At 59.3% G+C, this 14,783-nt stretch carries 14 protein-coding genes; 10 read left to right on the top strand and 4 right to left on the bottom strand.

The window, feature by feature from the left end; genetic code table 11:
• Nucleotides 1-12: 12 nt before the first annotated feature.
• Nucleotides 13-447, bottom strand: a complete 435-nt coding sequence (locus ABI_RS19885) for a response regulator transcription factor (RefSeq protein WP_050808368.1) — start codon at nucleotides 445-447, stop codon at nucleotides 13-15.
• Between the two features lie 21 nt (nucleotides 448-468).
• Complete coding sequence (locus ABI_RS23950; protein ID WP_083811577.1) at nucleotides 469-2,928, bottom strand: ATP-binding protein; 2,460 nt, start codon at nucleotides 2,926-2,928, stop codon at nucleotides 469-471.
• 183 nt (nucleotides 2,929-3,111) lie between these two features.
• On the opposite strand from ABI_RS23950, the gene ABI_RS19875 reads away from it, so the two are divergent.
• Entirely contained in the window at nucleotides 3,112-3,468 is a 357-nt protein-coding gene (locus ABI_RS19875) for an ArsR/SmtB family transcription factor (RefSeq protein WP_006274862.1), read from the top strand.
• The gene (locus ABI_RS19870) at nucleotides 3,452-3,946 is read left to right on the top strand and encodes an SRPBCC family protein (RefSeq protein WP_006274861.1); all 495 of its coding nucleotides are present in this window, start codon (nucleotides 3,452-3,454) and stop codon (nucleotides 3,944-3,946) included. Before ABI_RS19875 ends, ABI_RS19870 begins: the two co-directional genes overlap by 17 nt.
• 68 nt (nucleotides 3,947-4,014) lie before the next feature.
• Here ABI_RS19870 and ABI_RS19865 read toward each other — a convergent pair whose 3' ends face one another.
• Nucleotides 4,015-4,338 carry a hypothetical protein gene (locus ABI_RS19865; RefSeq protein ID WP_006274860.1) on the bottom strand — a complete coding sequence of 108 codons (324 nt, stop codon included), beginning with the start codon at nucleotides 4,336-4,338 and terminating at the stop codon, nucleotides 4,015-4,017.
• Nucleotides 4,339-4,641: 303 nt separating this feature from the next.
• Here ABI_RS19865 and ABI_RS19860 point away from each other — a divergent pair, with 303 nt between their 5' ends.
• From ABI_RS19860 to ABI_RS19850, 3 genes are all read left to right on the top strand, one after another.
• Complete coding sequence (locus tag ABI_RS19860; RefSeq protein ID WP_006274859.1) at nucleotides 4,642-5,385, top strand: helix-turn-helix transcriptional regulator; 744 nt, start codon at nucleotides 4,642-4,644, stop codon at nucleotides 5,383-5,385.
• A 250-nt stretch (nucleotides 5,386-5,635) separates the two neighbouring features.
• On the top strand, nucleotides 5,636-7,510 hold the full coding sequence (locus tag ABI_RS19855) for a methyl-accepting chemotaxis protein (protein ID WP_040309766.1): 1,875 nt from the start codon (nucleotides 5,636-5,638) through the stop codon (nucleotides 7,508-7,510).
• Nucleotides 7,507-7,965, top strand: coding sequence for a helix-turn-helix domain-containing protein (locus tag ABI_RS19850; RefSeq protein WP_006274857.1), 459 nt, complete (start codon nucleotides 7,507-7,509; stop codon nucleotides 7,963-7,965). Before ABI_RS19855 ends, ABI_RS19850 begins: the two co-directional genes overlap by 4 nt.
• Before the next feature lie 170 nt (nucleotides 7,966-8,135).
• On the opposite strand, the gene ABI_RS19845 is transcribed toward ABI_RS19850, so the two are convergent.
• Nucleotides 8,136-9,014: a DMT family transporter gene (locus tag ABI_RS19845; RefSeq protein WP_006274856.1), complete on the bottom strand. Its 879-nt coding sequence runs from the start codon at nucleotides 9,012-9,014 to the stop codon at nucleotides 8,136-8,138.
• Between the two features lie 178 nt (nucleotides 9,015-9,192).
• On the opposite strand from ABI_RS19845, the gene ABI_RS19840 reads away from it, so the two are divergent.
• From ABI_RS19840 to ABI_RS19820, 5 genes are all read left to right on the top strand, one after another.
• Nucleotides 9,193-9,627 (top strand): Lrp/AsnC family transcriptional regulator, encoded by a 435-nt coding sequence (locus ABI_RS19840; protein WP_006274855.1) that lies wholly within the window; start codon nucleotides 9,193-9,195, stop codon nucleotides 9,625-9,627.
• 58 nt (nucleotides 9,628-9,685) lie between these two features.
• Nucleotides 9,686-10,306, top strand: coding sequence for a hypothetical protein (locus ABI_RS19835; protein ID WP_006274854.1), 621 nt, complete (start codon nucleotides 9,686-9,688; stop codon nucleotides 10,304-10,306).
• An 80-nt stretch (nucleotides 10,307-10,386) separates the two neighbouring features.
• Nucleotides 10,387-11,112 (top strand): SDR family oxidoreductase, encoded by a 726-nt coding sequence (locus ABI_RS19830; RefSeq protein ID WP_006274853.1) that lies wholly within the window; start codon nucleotides 10,387-10,389, stop codon nucleotides 11,110-11,112.
• 223 nt (nucleotides 11,113-11,335) lie between these two features.
• A complete protein-coding gene (locus ABI_RS19825) occupies nucleotides 11,336-12,181 on the top strand; it encodes a fumarylacetoacetate hydrolase family protein (RefSeq protein WP_006274852.1) in 846 nt (281 codons plus the stop codon).
• A 232-nt stretch (nucleotides 12,182-12,413) separates the two neighbouring features.
• Nucleotides 12,414-14,537, top strand: a complete 2,124-nt coding sequence (locus ABI_RS19820; RefSeq protein WP_006274851.1) for a right-handed parallel beta-helix repeat-containing protein — start codon at nucleotides 12,414-12,416, stop codon at nucleotides 14,535-14,537.
• Nucleotides 14,538-14,783: the final 246 nt, after the last annotated feature.

The following is a 14,783-nucleotide window of genomic DNA, read 5'->3' as shown; positions in this document are numbered from 1 at the left end:
GTCGCGAGCAAACTATTTCCAGACAACGGCACGGACCTCGGCGCTTAGACTTGAGGTTTTGGGCATGAGGCGGGCAATGCTTGCCAGCAGTTTCGCATTGTCGAAGGGCTTTGTGACATAGTGGTCCGCGCCCATCTCTATCGCGGCCATAACGTCTGTGTTGCGATCGCGCGCTGTGACACAGATAACGGGAATAACACGGAATTCCGGGAATTGGGCGCGGCGCTTCAGAAAGCTCAGACCGTCCATGTCAGGCATGGCCATGTCGAGCAGGATCAAATCCGGGATCGATTGCGCCATGGCACCGAGCGCTGTCATGCCACTGTCGGCACAGGTCACGTCGTAACCATCGCGCTTGAGGATGTGCTTCAGGAGGGACTGGATATCGTCGTCATCTTCCACGACGAGAATGTTGCGCTTAGCGGGCGAGGCTGATGACAGCTTCATGGGATGACCTTCGATTGGATTCTAAGCGGAAGCGCGTGCCGGCAGCGCGGCCAGCACCGAGTGGAATTTCCGGGGATCTATAGGCTTGGCGAGCACCTGGGTGAACAGGCTCTCGGAATAGTCATCGGGCAAACGGCTTTTCGTCATGGCCGTCAGGGCCACGATCGGCGTGTCGGCGTTGAACGGACAGGTCGCGCGTATGGCCTTTGTGGCTGCCACGCCGTCAATCTCAGGCATCTGGATATCCATAAACACCAGGTCGAATCTCGAGGTCTGGCACTGCGCAATAGCCTCGGCTCCATTGCAGGCCTCGGCAACCTCCGCCGCATAGGGCAGGATCAGTGCCTTTATCATCTGACGATTGACCGCATGGTCGTCAACCAGAAGGACCTTACGATCACTTATGTCATAGTCCGTAAAATGCGGCTCTTCCGAATCGACATAAACTGGCGCCGCCATGGTCAAGGGAACTTCAAACCAGAAGGTGCTGCCGGCGGTGACCGATGAGACGACACCAATCTCGCCCTGCATCAGCTTGATGATCTCGGCACAGATGGCCAGGCCAAGGCCGCTGCCACCGTGTTTGCGGTTGATGCCGGCATCGAGTTGCTGAAACCGCTTGAAAAGCTTGCCGGTCTGTTCCGTGGTCAAACCCGGCCCCGGATCGCCTACCTCGACTCTCATGCGCGTGCCCGCCAGGTTTTCAACCGCCCGCATGGAGATTGAAATGACACCGTCGGACGTAAACTTGCAGGCATTGCCGACCAGGTTGTTCAATACCTGCGTCAAACGGGTGTCATCGATCAACTGCCACTCCGGCAGTTCCTCGTCATAGTCAAGGTTCAGCTTCAGGTTCCGCGTGCTCGCCTGCATCTGGAATTGCTCGACAAGCTCGCGCGCGAGTTCGTGCACATTGACGGCCTGCTGAGTGAGGGTAACCTGCCCGGCTTCCAGGCGAGACACATCAAGCACGTCATTGATCAATGCCAAGAGCGTACGTCCCGCCTTGCCGATACGCTTTACGAAGGCTGCCGCCTCTTGCGACAGGTCGTCCTGTTCGCCCAGCAGGCCAGCATAGCCCAGAATTGTCGTGAGAGGCGTGCGGATTTCGTGGCTCATCGTCGCCAGAAACTGGGCCTTGATTTCGAGGGCTGCCTCGGCCTGATGGCGCGCCGCGATCAACTGCGCATTGCTGTCGGACAGAGCCAGTTCCTTGAGCTTGAGATCAGTGATGTCGGTCACGAGCACAAAAAAGCCCCGAACCCGCCCGTCCTCGTCCAAATCCGGCAAGTATTGCGTCAGGGTATACCCCAAGGCGCCACTAGCTTTGGAGATTGCGCGCTCAAAAGTTTGTTTTTCACCTGAAAGCGCGCGCCGAATGAAGGGCTCGTTCAGCGCGAAAAGCTCTTCGCCAAGCACGGTCTTGAGGTGGACGCCAATCAGTTCGTCCGGCGTCCTACCGAACCATTCCAAATATGCGTTGTTGGCGAAGCGGCATTTCAAATCGCTGTCCCAGTGACCCAGCATGCCGGGCATGTTGGACGCCAGCAGCCTGTAGCGTGCCTCGCTCTTGCGCGCCTTTTCCGTGGCCATCCGGTAGTCGGTAACGTCCTGGAACACGCCATGGATGGTCTCCACGTCGCCATCGGCGCCGCGCAGGGTCTCGGCCTTCGCGACGACATTTCGAAAGGCACCATTTGGCCGGCGTATTCGCGCCTCCAATGTATAACCTTTGCCGGTTTTTGCTGCCCGTTCCACCAGTCTGGCCAAAGTGGAGGCATCGTTTTCATCGTAGAGTGCGAGCACGTCACTATAATCCGGCGCACTTTCGGTGATCGGCAAGCCATGGATGCGAAAAACCTGATCGGACCAGACGACGCGTCCCGATTTGACGTCGAAGGACCATTGCCCGACGCCGGCGATATCTTCGACAAGTTCCAGCGTCTTTTGGTCTTCTTCCCTCGCTCTCATGATGGCGATATTGGCCATGGCGTCCTTGCGCATCGCCATGACAGACGACACCGCCGCCGCCAGCTTTTCGAGCTTGAGCGCCTCATTCGCCCCGAAATCCGCGCGAGCCACGCGATCGATAACGCACAGCGTGCCGATCAGCACGTCTTGGTAGCGCACCGGTGCGCCGGCATAAAACCGGATATGCGGCGCGCCCGTAACCAAGGGATTGTGCAAAAACCTGGGGTCCAAGCTCGCGTCGGTGACGATCATTACGGCGTCATTGCGGATGACGTGATCACAGAAGGCAAGGTCACGTGGCGTGCTATCAACGTCCAGGCCGATGCAGGACTTGAACCATTGCCGCTCTTCATCGATGAGGGAGATGAGGGTAATCGGGACGTCGAAGAGGGCCTTTGCCAGTTCCGTGAGTTGGTCGAACGCCGGTTCTGGCGGCGTATCGAAAATCATCAACTCTGCCAGTGCCGCAAGCCTTTGGTCTTCATTCTCGGGCTTAGGCAACTTCGGCATACATCATCTCGCTTGCTGAGCAACGACGTCCAAGATGGGGGTAAAATGCTTAAAAACCCGCGAATCAATTGCGACGCCAGGGTCACAATCAATGATTGCGAAATTCAGCGCCCGGTAACATTTTGCAGTCCCGAAATGCGCCCCCTTGCCTTGCATCCACTCATCGGCTATACACTGAACCAAATGGTTCAGTATTCACGCCTCATCGATGCCACCTTCGCCGCGCTGTCGGACCACACCCGGCGTGGCGTGCTGGAGCAACTCGGCCGGTCGGACGCCTCGATCACCGACTTGGCCGACCGGTTTCACATGACGCTGACCGGCATGAAGAAGCACGTCAGCGTTCTGGAAAAGGCAGGCCTCGTCACGACGGAAAAGGTCGGACGCGTGCGGACCTGCCGGCTGGGGCGGCGCGCCATGGCGGAAGAAGCGGCCTGGATCGAGCATCACCGCCAGATGTGGGCGCAACGGTTCGACGCGCTGGACGACATTGTCGAAGAATTGAAACATCAGGAGAGACACCATGAACGACAAAGATAGCCGCACCACCGCGGAACGGACCTCCGATCGCGAGTTTGTCGTGACACGGACTGTCAACGGTCCTGCGCATCTCGTCTTCAAGGCCTGGAGCGATCCCGAATTGTTCAAACGGTGGTGGACGCCGAAGTCGTTCGGCATGACCATATTGTCGTGCGAGATGGACGTGCGCACCGGCGGCGGCTACCGCCTGGTGATCAGCCACCCCGCCATGGGAGAGCCGATGGCGTTCTTCGGCAAGTATCTGGATGTGGTGCCGAACGCGCGCATCGTTTGGACCAACGAGGAAGGCGATGACGAAGGCGCCGTCACGACGGTGACGTTTGAAAGCATTGGCGATATGACCCTGGTCACCTGGCACGACCTCTATCCGTCAAAGGAAGCGCTCGATGAGGCCCTGGTGTCCGGTGCCACAAGCGGGTTCGACGAGCAATTCACCCAACTGGAAGAGGTGCTTGGCGCTCAGGACACCCTCGGCTGAGCCGGCCCAGCCTCCAGCGGCAAGCCGCCTGCATCCGCAAATCGCGCCCCCTCTCCGGCCGCTGAACGTCAGGCGGCGGCGGGTATCAGATGGCCGAAGTGTTCGGCTTCGCAGTCGCCCGAGAGGACGAATTGCGGATGGGTATCGCGCCGGGACGCCATCTCCAGCAATCGGGACAGACGCGCCACCAGTTCGGGTTGTCCAAGCAAGTCAAAGAAATAGCCCATCACGCTGTACTCGACATAGCTGGAAAGCCGTTCGATGCGGCGGATGGAATAGAAGGTCGGCCATGTGGCACGGTTGATGCCGACCAGGACGCGGATGACACTCTCAAAGGGCGCACGCTCAGTATCCAGGTCCGATATCAACAACTCAACCAGGTCTTGCGCCACAATCTTCAGCGAAGCTTTAAACGCGAATACAGTCGAAACGGCGCCAAGGCATCCCTGCGAAGCCGGTTACCTAAACATGGGAGACATTTATTGCCGACAACTTAAAGGAGCCTTACGCAGTCGTATAGATTGAGATCGCGACGACCGCTGCAAGTATTGAGGGCGGGCAACGACACTATCTGCGCGCCGGCCGGCCGCAGCACACCGTATGAGCGGCGGCGGCGGCGGTCCGTCCCTTTGCATTTTTTCCGGCCGAGCTGTAAAAACTGACCTCCCTGCTTCGTTTCCTACGGTCTCCTTGCCATGCCGTCCTATGTGCGTACACGACTGCTGGCCGCCCGCGAGTTCGCCACCGGTGAACTGGCCGAGCTTCGGGCCCGTCATCCGGCCTATGACCGGGCGATCATCGAGAGCCTGCGCAAGGTCATTCCCTTCGACTATTTCTTCTTCAGCGGCGTCGATCTGGACAATTGCCATACCGGCGCGAACATGGTGCTGATGAGCGACATGCCTGAGGCCGGCATTGCGGAATATCACGCCTCCGGGTTGGTTCGCGCGGACCCGTTGCTGACGCTCGTCACGGTGGAAAGGCCTGATCTGTCCTGGTTCGACGTGCCGGAGGAGGTGAAGGCAAGGCCGGAGGTGCGGGCGCTGGTCAGTCTGCTGGATCAGCATCACATCCCGCCGCGCGTCATTTTCTCTCAGTGGAATTCGGCCGGAGACCCGTATGGAACGGCCGGCTATGCGCGGACCGAGCCTTTTTCCGCCGATGAAATGGCGATACTGAGCTGGTTTTCACGGCGGATTCACAAGGATCTCTGCGAGCCGGTACTGAACGGTTTCAACCAGCAAATTGGGCTGACCGCCGGCGAGACGACGTGCCTGGAATTGGCCTCCAGAGGGATGACCAGCGAGGAAATCGGGGCGCAGATGGACCTCACCACCGAAACCGTGAACAGCTATATGAAGCTGATTACACGCAAGCTGGGCGCGCGCAACCGCAGCCAGGCCATTGCTGACGCGCTACGCCTGAACCTGATTCGATAGGCACCAAGCGACCCTGCCGCAAAATTTGCAGATATTTTCAACTCCACGAACACGCGATAAAATTTCCTGCGAATAATCGCAGGTTCAATCTGAGCCTGAGAAAATACCTGGTCAATGCAGCGTTAGCTATACCTATAAATGAATCTGACATCGGCGTAATCATCGCTTTACAAACGATTAACCCCTCGACCCCATTTTTGTAGATCGACGTTAGCATGAAAGCCGACGCGACAAAAAGGCACCGGGGCAAATGTTTCAATCTCTCGATAGTCTGAACGCGAGGTTCAGCGTCCTTGCGCGCATGCGCCTCCTCAGCGTCATCATCCTGGTTCCGGTATGCGTGACGGCATGGTTCCTGGTTCAGGCCCACCTGTCGGTCATGACGTTTACCGACCGCGAAGTGACCGGAACCACATCCCTAGCCCCGCTGTGGAACATGGTTGCCGCGGGCGCGGTTGACGCGGCAGCAATGCCGGCGGATATCGAGGCGTCCAAGGCGTTTGCAGCGAAGAACCCTGACATGATGGACGTCGCGGCACTCGCCGGTCTGGGCGACACCAGAGGCAAGGCGCTGATGCAGTCCGGCCACGATCTGATCCATCAGGTCGGTGACAGGTCGAACCTGACGCTGGATCCCGACCTCGACAGCTTCTACATGATGTACCTGGTGACCGCCAATATACCGGACGTCATCATGGAAGGTTACAAGTTGCGCAATTCCACGTCGGGCGCGGCGGTGGACGTGAGCGCCTTCCAGACGGCTGTCGATGAAGTGATAGAGGACGCGGAACGCTCCGCCAAGGGGCGCGGTTTCAGCAAGCCCGGCGCGGATTTCGAAGCGAAACTGGTTGCGTTTGCCGCGGCCGCAAAAACCTTTGAAACCGATCAGGGTTCAGACGCCTGGACCGGCCTGGTTTCGGTCACCGGCGAGCTGTTTGCCAGCGGAAACTCGGAACTGACCGCGCTCTTGCAGGCCCGGATCGCCCGGACGAAAACGACAATGTCACTGCAACTGGCGTTTTCGCTTCTGGCGCTGGTAATTGCCCTGGGGCTGAGCCAGTTGATCGGCATCGGCCTGGCGAAACGGCTTTCCGTGCTGTCCAGCCTGATGCAGAAACTGACGCGCGGCGAAGCCGTGCCGGCCATTCCCTATCAGTCCGATCGCCATGAAACCGGTGTAATCGTTGAAACGCTCTCGGCGTTCAAGGAAACTCTGGCGCAGACGGAACGGATGCGGCTGATCCAGCACGAAACCGAAGAGGCCTCGATCAACAATCGGCGACTTGCCATGCTGGACCTGGCCGATGAATTCGAGCGGACGTTGGTTGCGGTCGTCGGTCGCTTGGCCGAATCTGCGAAAACCCTTGCCAGTTCGGCCAGCGAACTGACCAGCGATGCCGATACGACATCGCAGCGCAGCGCCGAGGCAGCAACGCAACTGGAGGCGACCAGCATGAATGTGCAGTCGGTCGCCAGCGCGACCGAAGAGATGTCCGCCTCGTCGCAGACCATTGCCTCACAGGCGCACATAGCCGCCGACGCCGCCGTCACGGCAGCCGTAGAAGCCGAAGCGGCCATGCGCGTGGTCGACGAATTGAAGTCGGCAGCACAGCGCATAGGCACGGCTGTCAGCCTGATTTCCACGATCACATCCCAGACCAATCTCCTGGCGCTGAATGCGACCATCGAAGCCGCCCGCGCCGGGGATGCCGGGAGGGGATTTTCCATCGTCGCCGCCGAGGTCAAGGCTTTGGCGGCGCAAACCGCCCGGGCGACGGAGGAAATCAATCTCCAGGTCAGGGGCGTGCAGGAGGCGACGGCGCATGCAGCCGACGTCATGGTTTTGGTCTCCGACGGCGTTTTGCGGCTGAAGGAAATCTCGCAAGGGATCCTGGATTCCGCCGGCCAGCAATCTGCCGCCGTCGGCGAGATTTCGCAGTCGACGCAAGAGGTCGCAACCTCGGCCCGGGAGATCAGCACCACCGTCGGAGATTTGTCGAAAATCGCTGGACATACCGGGCTCAAGGCTGGCGAGGCCCTGAACGAGATCCACCGCCTGTCGTCGCAGATGCAGGATTTGCAAACCGCCGCCGATGGCTTTTTAAACGGGATACGTGCCGCATGATGACGCACCAAGACACCGCACCGCGCCTGGCACCGTCGAAAGACCAGACGGAGGCCCACCCGATCGATCTTCATGTCGGCGAGCGCGTTCGGCTGAAACGCAAAGAGCTTGGGATCACCCAGCCGGCACTGGCGACCCAGTTGAAGGTCAGCTTTCAGCAGTTGCAGAAATACGAGCGCGGCTTCAACCGGATCAGCGCGTCAAAACTGTATGAGATTGCCGGCGCGTTGGACGTGCCGATCGGCTACTTCTTTGACGGTGCAAAGGGCACGGCGGCTGCGGCTTCACCGAAAGTGCCAGTGGTTCCGGAGACACTGACCGCTGAGGAAGCGCGTCTTTTGGAGGATTTTCGGCGGCTGAAGCCCGAGGGTCGAAAATTTGTCACCAATGCCGTGCGGCGGCTGGCGGCGCAGAAGGCCGTGCGGCAATGGAGAGATGCCGGCGCATTGACCTGAGTCCTGTTCCGTAAGCACCCGGTGCGTCCCGAGTCGGTTTCAAGCCCTTACCCGCCACGTGCATATCGTCCAGAACCTGTCGGCCGAGATCTCCGGCGTGATCGGCGCCGACCACGTCACGGGGCAAGGTCATGGAGCAAGATCACGGGGCAAGCTCGGTTGCCCCGAAACTACTCGGCCGGAACGCGGCGCGGCCAGGTCCAGCCCAGTGTCATACCTGCCGCCGACAGCAGGATAATACCGGCGCCCAGCCATTGGGCCACATCCAGGCGGTGCCCGAACGCAATATGATCGACCGCGATGGCCACCACGGGGTAGATAAACGATAAGGACCCGACCAAGGTCGTCGGCAGTTTCTGCAAGGCACTGTAAAGCAGGATAAACATCACGCCGGTGTGTATCCCTCCAAGCGACAGGACCATAGCCCAGCTTTCCCCGGTCATAAGCGCGTCAAAACGGGCAAACGGCAGGAAGACGACGATCCCGATAATGACCTGGATCAGCACGATCAGGTGCGGTGGCACGCCCTTCAGGCGCTTCGCCACCAGGGCGGCGACCGCATACAGGAATGCCGCGCTTGCGGACAGGAGGACTCCGGTGAGGTAGTCGCCGCCGGACGGCCCGGATTTGGCCTGCACGATCAGCAGGACTCCGGCAAAGGCCGCGACCAGCCATGTCAGTTTGGCCGGCGCGACCTTTTCACGAAAAAAGACCGCGCTAAGACCGACCAGCATAAAGGGTTGGGTATTGTACACCGCCGTGGCGATCGAGATAGAAGCGCGCGGATAGGCTTCGAACAGCAGCAGCCAGTTGCTGACCAGTGCAAGGCCGCCGAGTGCCGCCAGTCCGGCCTGGCGCCAGGTGATAGCGCCAGGTTTGAACAGGCCCATCACCAGGCAGATCACCGTCAGGGTCAGCGCTCCGAACAGGCTGCGATAGAAGACGACTTGCGGGATTGGGAGGCCGGACTTCACGACGAACCAGCCGATGGTACCGGATATGAACATGGCGGCTGTCATTTCGGCAGTGCCACGGGTTGTGTCGTTCATAAGGCGCTCCTGCGGCTTGAAGGGCGGCCCGAAGAGGTCCCGCTTGTTCATCAGCTGCCCATCGAAGATCGGGAGGTGAAGCGCAAAAATACGCGGATTGGAACCTGGCATCTATGGACATCACAAGGATTTTTCAGCAAAAGGCCTAATTATCTTAGGCATTGCACGAGGACTTCCTTTGATTGACGATATCGACCGTCGTTTGATTTCCGCCCTTGCCGAGGATGCCCGGTTGTCGGTTAAAGACCTGGCCGCCCGGGTCGGGCTGTCCTCGCCCAGCGTCTCCGACCGATTGCGACGGCTGGAGGAACGCGGCGTCATTCAGGGGTTTTCCGTGGACGTCGCGCTGGAGCCCCTGGGCTACACTCTGCAGGCCATTGTCCGGGTCAAGCCCCTGCCTGGCAAGCTTTATATCGTCCAGAACCTGCTAAGCGAAATCCCGGAAGTCATCGAATGCGACAAGGTGACCGGGGATGACTGCTTTATTGTCCGGCTGGTTTTGCGGTCGATTGCCCAGTTGGACGAGATACTCGACCGGATCATAGACAAGGCTCAGACCAGCACATCGATCGTCAAATCCCAGACCGTAAAGCGCCGTTTGCCGCCACTGTAAAACCCGTGGACAATGGCGCCGGATTCCTTCAAGCCAAAGTGCGGTAAGGGAGACCTCCATGAGCCCGTTCGAGTTCTTTTTCAGCTTCTACGGCCTGCTTCTGGGATTGTCCGTGGCAGTCCTGGCTACCGGCGCGGCGCGGGCTTTCAAGCATCGCCGGAGGCAGCCCGTCGGATGGCTCACGCCCCTGCTCGCGATCTTCGTCGCGCTGGACATCACGTCATTCTGGGAGGCCGCCTGGGTCAATTATCGGACCTTGCCGTTCAGCTATGGGCTACTTGTCGGAGGGCTGGTCGTCGCCGTCGTCTATTTCATTGCTGCCGCCCTGGTCTTCCCCGACGAGAGCGACACACCCGTGCCTCTGGACCAGCATTTCTGGACCAATAAGCGCACGACCCTTTGCCTGCTGATCGTGGCCAACCTGCTTGGGATGTGCGGAACCTACGCCGTGAACCTTACGCGTGAGAACGGCGTGGTCCTGGCGATCAGCTACTCGATGAATCTGGCTATCTATCTCGTTCTGGTCGGATTAGCCGCCTGGACGAAGCGACGCTGGCTGTTTATCGTCGCGCTTGGCCTGCATGTAATTCTCTATCTTTTCGTCGCCGTCTATTCGGTCGTGGTGCCGCCACCGCCGAATACGCCGTTGGGTCAGGCGACAGCGGAGGCGATACCGTAATTTCCGTTCAACCGGCTTGACTCCCTGGGCCGTGACTCTTAAAACACGTCATCATACGTATTATGTATAGGATGTGAGTTATGGGTCGTCTGAGTGGCAAAACCGCCCTCGTCACCGCGGCCGCCCAGGGCATGGGCCGAGCCGCCGCCGAAGCCTTTTTGCGCGAAGGCGCCACCGTCATCGCCACCGATGTCCGGCTGGATCTGCTGGACGGTTTCGCTGGTGTCGTATTGCGTCAGTTGGACGTTACCGATCCGGTGGCGGTCATGGACATCGCGGCGGAATTTCCCGAAATCGACGTGCTGTATAACTGCGCCGGGGTGGTCCACGCCGGGACGATTTTGGACTGTTCCGATGCGGATTGGGAGCTTGCCTTTGCTTTAAACGTGACGGCGCAGTTTCGCATGATCAGGGCGGTGCTGCCGGGCATGCTGGCGCGCGGGTCGGGATCGATCATCAACATGGCGTCGGTGGCGGCTTTGAAGGGGGTGGCGAACCGGCTGGCCTATGGCGCGTCCAAGGCGGCCGTCATCGGGTTGACCAAGGCGGTGGCCGCGGATCACGTCAAGCAGGGTATTCGCTGCAACGCCATCTGTCCGGGGACCATCGACACGCCGTCGCTGCAGCAGCGGATGCGCGATACTGGGGACTACGAAAAAGGCCGGGCAGCGTTCCTGGCGCGGCAGCCTTCGGGACGGTTGGGCACGCCGGAAGAACTGGCGGCGTTCGCGGTTTACCTGGCGTCGGACGAATCCACCTTTACGACGGGTCAGGCCCATATTATCGACGGCGGTTGGCTCAACTAAAGAAAGAAGGGTTGTCCACAGATAAGCCAGATAAGCCAGACGATCCGCGCGGTCGGCACGTACCGCTCTGAATTCTAACGGTTTTTAATGACGCGCAAAGCGCGTCGATAAGTGACTGGCAGGATTGGGCGCGAGAAAAGCTGTCCATCTGGCTTATCTGGCTTATCTGTGGACAACCCTTCTTACAGCCGAAACCACACTCCTCAGTCCACAGGACCTCCCCATGAAACTGCTCCGCTTTGGCCCTACGGGCTCCGAAAAACCCGGCCTGCTCGACGCCGATGGCCAGATCCGCGATCTCAGCGGACATGTCGATGATATCGCCGGCGGCGTGTTGTCGCCCGAAGGCCTGGCGAAGATTGCCGCCATCGATCCTGCGTCGTTGCCAACGGCGCCTGAAGGCTCGCGCTACGGTCCCTGCGTCGGTCGCGTCGGCAAGTTCATCTGCATCGGGTTGAACTATGCCGACCATGCCGCGGAATCCAACCTGCCCGTGCCGGACGAACCCGTCATCTTCATGAAGGCGACCTCGGCCATCGTCGGTCCCAATGACGAAGTGTTGAAGCCACGCGGTTCGACCAAGCTCGACTGGGAAGTCGAGTTGGGCGTGGTCATCGGTAAGAAGGCGTCCTATGTCTCTGAAGCCGAGGCGCTGGATTATGTCGCCGGCTATTGCACCATCAACGACGTGTCGGAGCGCAACTTCCAGATCGAACGCGGCGGCACCTGGGACAAGGGCAAGGGCTGCGATACCTTCGGTCCGATCGGCCCGTGGCTCGTCACCAAGGACGAAGCCGGCGATGTCAACAACCTGTCCATGTGGTTGGATGTAAACGGCAAGCGGTTCCAGAACGGCAACACGGCGACCATGGTCTTCAAGCCGGCCTTCCTGGTCCACTACGTGTCGCAGTTCATGTCGCTGCATCCGGGTGATGTTATCTCGACCGGTACGCCGCCGGGGGTTGGTTTGGGGCAAAAGCCGGAGCCGATCTACCTCAATGTCGGTGATGTCATGGAGTTGGGCATCCAGGGGTTAGGCAGTCAGAAACAGACGGTCGGGGCGGCTTGATATTAGCGGCGGCTGATTTTGACTCCTTAAGAAAGAGCCCCGCCCTGCGGTTCGCGCCATGCGCTGGCGAAAGCTATACTTTCGCTGCGCTTACCCCGTAAACGGGGTGGGCTAAGAAGGTTAGAAGCTTTCCTATCTAAAAGGGTATCTTCGGATGCCCTTTTTTATTGCGCCGGGTTCCATTCCGTGCAAAATTCATCATACATCATATGATAATAGTCGGAAGTAAGCCATGCCGCGTATTGCCTGCCTGTTGCTGAGTGCGTCCGTCCTGGCCCTCGCCTCTCCGGCCTTAGCCGACATCCGCATTCATGTGTCGCCCTCCGGTTCTGATACAGGCGACGGCAGCAAGTTGCGGCCCTTCCGCACCTTCCCCCGCGCCCAGGAAGCTGTGCGCGCGGTCAACACCAAGGACGATGTCATCGTCACCTTAGGTGACGGGGTCTATGTGTTGGATAAGCCGCTAAATTTCCGCACGGCCGATGGCGGCCAGGGCCGGTTTACGGTGACATGGCAGGCGGCCAATAAGGCCGGTCCGCTGATTTCCGGCGGCATGACGGTCAGTGGGTTTACGTTGTTTGATGCCGAAAAGAACGTCTATGTCGCCGACACGCCGAAGGGGCTGGATTCACGCCAGTTGTGGATCAACGGCGTCACCGCCGAGCGACCCAAGATCGAGCTGAAGCGCGAAGATGTCGAGTTCACCCCGACCAGCCTGATCCTCAAGGATGCAGAGCACGGCTATATCGCCAAGCTGAAGCAGCCTCACCGGCTGGAGATGGAATATACCGGCTTTTTCACCGACCGTTACGCGCCCGTGAAGGCGATCTATGGCGATACACTGATCATGCAGCAGCCGTCGTGGGATAATAATGCGTTCGGGTATGACACGATCAGCAGTCCGATCTTTCCCGACGATTCGCGGCTGTTCCTGGTCAATGCCCCTGAGTTGTTCGGTGTCACCAATCAGTGGCATTCCAATTCCTACCAGTGGTACATCGATCCCGAGGCCGGCAAGCTCTATATCCGCATTCCGCCCGATGCCGATGTTGCGGCACTGAGCGTGGTGTTGCCGCGTCTGGATCATCTGATCAGTGTTGGTGGGACATTGGATGCGCCGGTAAAGAACCTGAGCTTCAAGGGGTTGCATCTGTCGCATACCTCGTGGATGGGGCCGTCGCTGCCGACCGGGTATGCCAGCCAGCAAAGCGGCGCCTATCTGGTGGAGACCGCGGCGGTGCGGCCGGTCGATGCCTATAAGAGCTGCGGCTGGGGCTGTGTCGAGTTCGAGACCTTGCGCCAAAGGTGGAGCCAGATGCCGGCGGCGGTGCAGGTCTCGGCGGCAAAGAATGTGGTTTTTGATGGCATGAGCTTTACGCACCTGGGCCAGATTGCGCTTGGGATCGGCAATGACGCTAATGCCCATGCCTCGGGTCAGGGGCTGGCAGTGGACGGCGTGACGGTGCGCAATTCGCGGTTCTCGATGCTGGGTGGCGGCGCGGTTATGGCCGGCGGGGTGCGCGAGCCGGCGCACCATCCGGAGGATCCGCGCTTGGTGAACCGAAATATTGTTATTGAAAACAATGTTATAACAAATGTATCACAGGACTATAAGGAAAACGCTGCGGTGCTGACGACCTATGTCGATGGCGCAAGGATCGTGCATAATGACATCTCGGAGGCGCCGTATGACGCCATCGATATCGGCTGGGGTTGGGGCTACAACGACGCCGGGGGTAATCCGAATTATCGCGAAAACCAGCGCGGTTATGAGGTCAACAAGGTCTATGACACGCCGACGACCTTGCGCAATACGATCGTCGCCAACAACCGGGTGCATGGCGTGAAGACCTGGTACAAGGATGGCGGCGCCATCTATAATTTATCGGCCAATCCGGGCGGTGTCATCCGCGAGAACCATATCTCAGACATCGGTGGCGCCATCGGGATCTATGTCGATGAGGGTTCAAAACATCTGCGGATCGAACGCAATGTGGTCGAGACGCGCGGCTGGTGGCTGAATGCCAATACGGTGGGCAAGCAATATACGCGCGGGATCACCACCGACAATATCGCCACGGGCAACTGGCACGACAGCAATCAGGTCGGGGGGAGGTGGAACCCTGAGTCGGGTAACAGCGTGACCCAGGACAACCTTGTCACCGACAAAGACTGGCCGGCTGAGGCGCGCAAGGTGATGGAGAAGGCGGGGGCGGATTTGCCGGCGGGGCGTGACAAACCGCAGGCGACATCGCAACAGCAGGCGCCGTCTGAGGCCTGTGTGGGGCCGGGTAATCCGAAGCAGTATCCCGGCGGCAAGTGTCCGAAATTCCATACGCCGGGAAGCAAGCCCTGAGTTTTACAGTGGAATCAAACGACGGAAGGCACGGACAGAAACGGAAAGAAGCGGAATTCAGGATAACCTGAAACCGCGCGAAGCGCCTTCCTTCTCGTGTCAATGCGCACGCGGTTGTGCTGTATTTTGGATGCGGACGTGACGGCGCGACACTAATCAAGATGAGGCAAGAATGGCGCTTCGCGTGGGAGGTGCCATAACCGAAATTCCGCTTCTTTCCGTTTCTGTCCGTGACTTCCGTCGTTT

Source organism: Asticcacaulis biprosthecium C19 (assembly GCF_000204015.1).
In the GTDB taxonomy this organism is placed as follows: domain Bacteria; phylum Pseudomonadota; class Alphaproteobacteria; order Caulobacterales; family Caulobacteraceae; genus Asticcacaulis; species Asticcacaulis biprosthecius.
The sequence above is the reverse complement of the archived record's forward strand: the minus strand, read 5'-3'. Positions and strand labels throughout refer to the sequence as shown.

Bases quoted from the DNA above. Each gene is read 5' to 3' on its own strand.
- ABI_RS19875 (WP_006274862.1), top strand. From the start codon at position 3,112: ATGGTTCAGTATTCACGCCTCATCGATGCCACCTTCGCCGCGCTGTCG.
- ABI_RS19855 (WP_040309766.1), top strand. From the start codon at position 5,636: ATGTTTCAATCTCTCGATAGTCTGAACGCGAGGTTCAGCGTCCTTGCG.
- ABI_RS19830 (WP_006274853.1), top strand. From the start codon at position 10,387: ATGGGTCGTCTGAGTGGCAAAACCGCCCTCGTCACCGCGGCCGCCCAG.
- ABI_RS19885 (WP_050808368.1), bottom strand. From the start codon at position 447: ATGAAGCTGTCATCAGCCTCGCCCGCTAAGCGCAACATTCTCGTCGTG.
- ABI_RS19845 (WP_006274856.1), bottom strand. From the start codon at position 9,014: ATGAACGACACAACCCGTGGCACTGCCGAAATGACAGCCGCCATGTTC.
- ABI_RS19825 (WP_006274852.1), top strand. From the start codon at position 11,336: ATGAAACTGCTCCGCTTTGGCCCTACGGGCTCCGAAAAACCCGGCCTG.
- ABI_RS23950 (WP_083811577.1), bottom strand. From the start codon at position 2,928: ATGCCGAAGTTGCCTAAGCCCGAGAATGAAGACCAAAGGCTTGCGGCA.
- ABI_RS19835 (WP_006274854.1), top strand. From the start codon at position 9,686: ATGAGCCCGTTCGAGTTCTTTTTCAGCTTCTACGGCCTGCTTCTGGGA.
- ABI_RS19850 (WP_006274857.1), top strand. From the start codon at position 7,507: ATGATGACGCACCAAGACACCGCACCGCGCCTGGCACCGTCGAAAGAC.
- ABI_RS19860 (WP_006274859.1), top strand. From the start codon at position 4,642: ATGCCGTCCTATGTGCGTACACGACTGCTGGCCGCCCGCGAGTTCGCC.
- ABI_RS19820 (WP_006274851.1), top strand. From the start codon at position 12,414: ATGCCGCGTATTGCCTGCCTGTTGCTGAGTGCGTCCGTCCTGGCCCTC.
- ABI_RS19870 (WP_006274861.1), top strand. From the start codon at position 3,452: ATGAACGACAAAGATAGCCGCACCACCGCGGAACGGACCTCCGATCGC.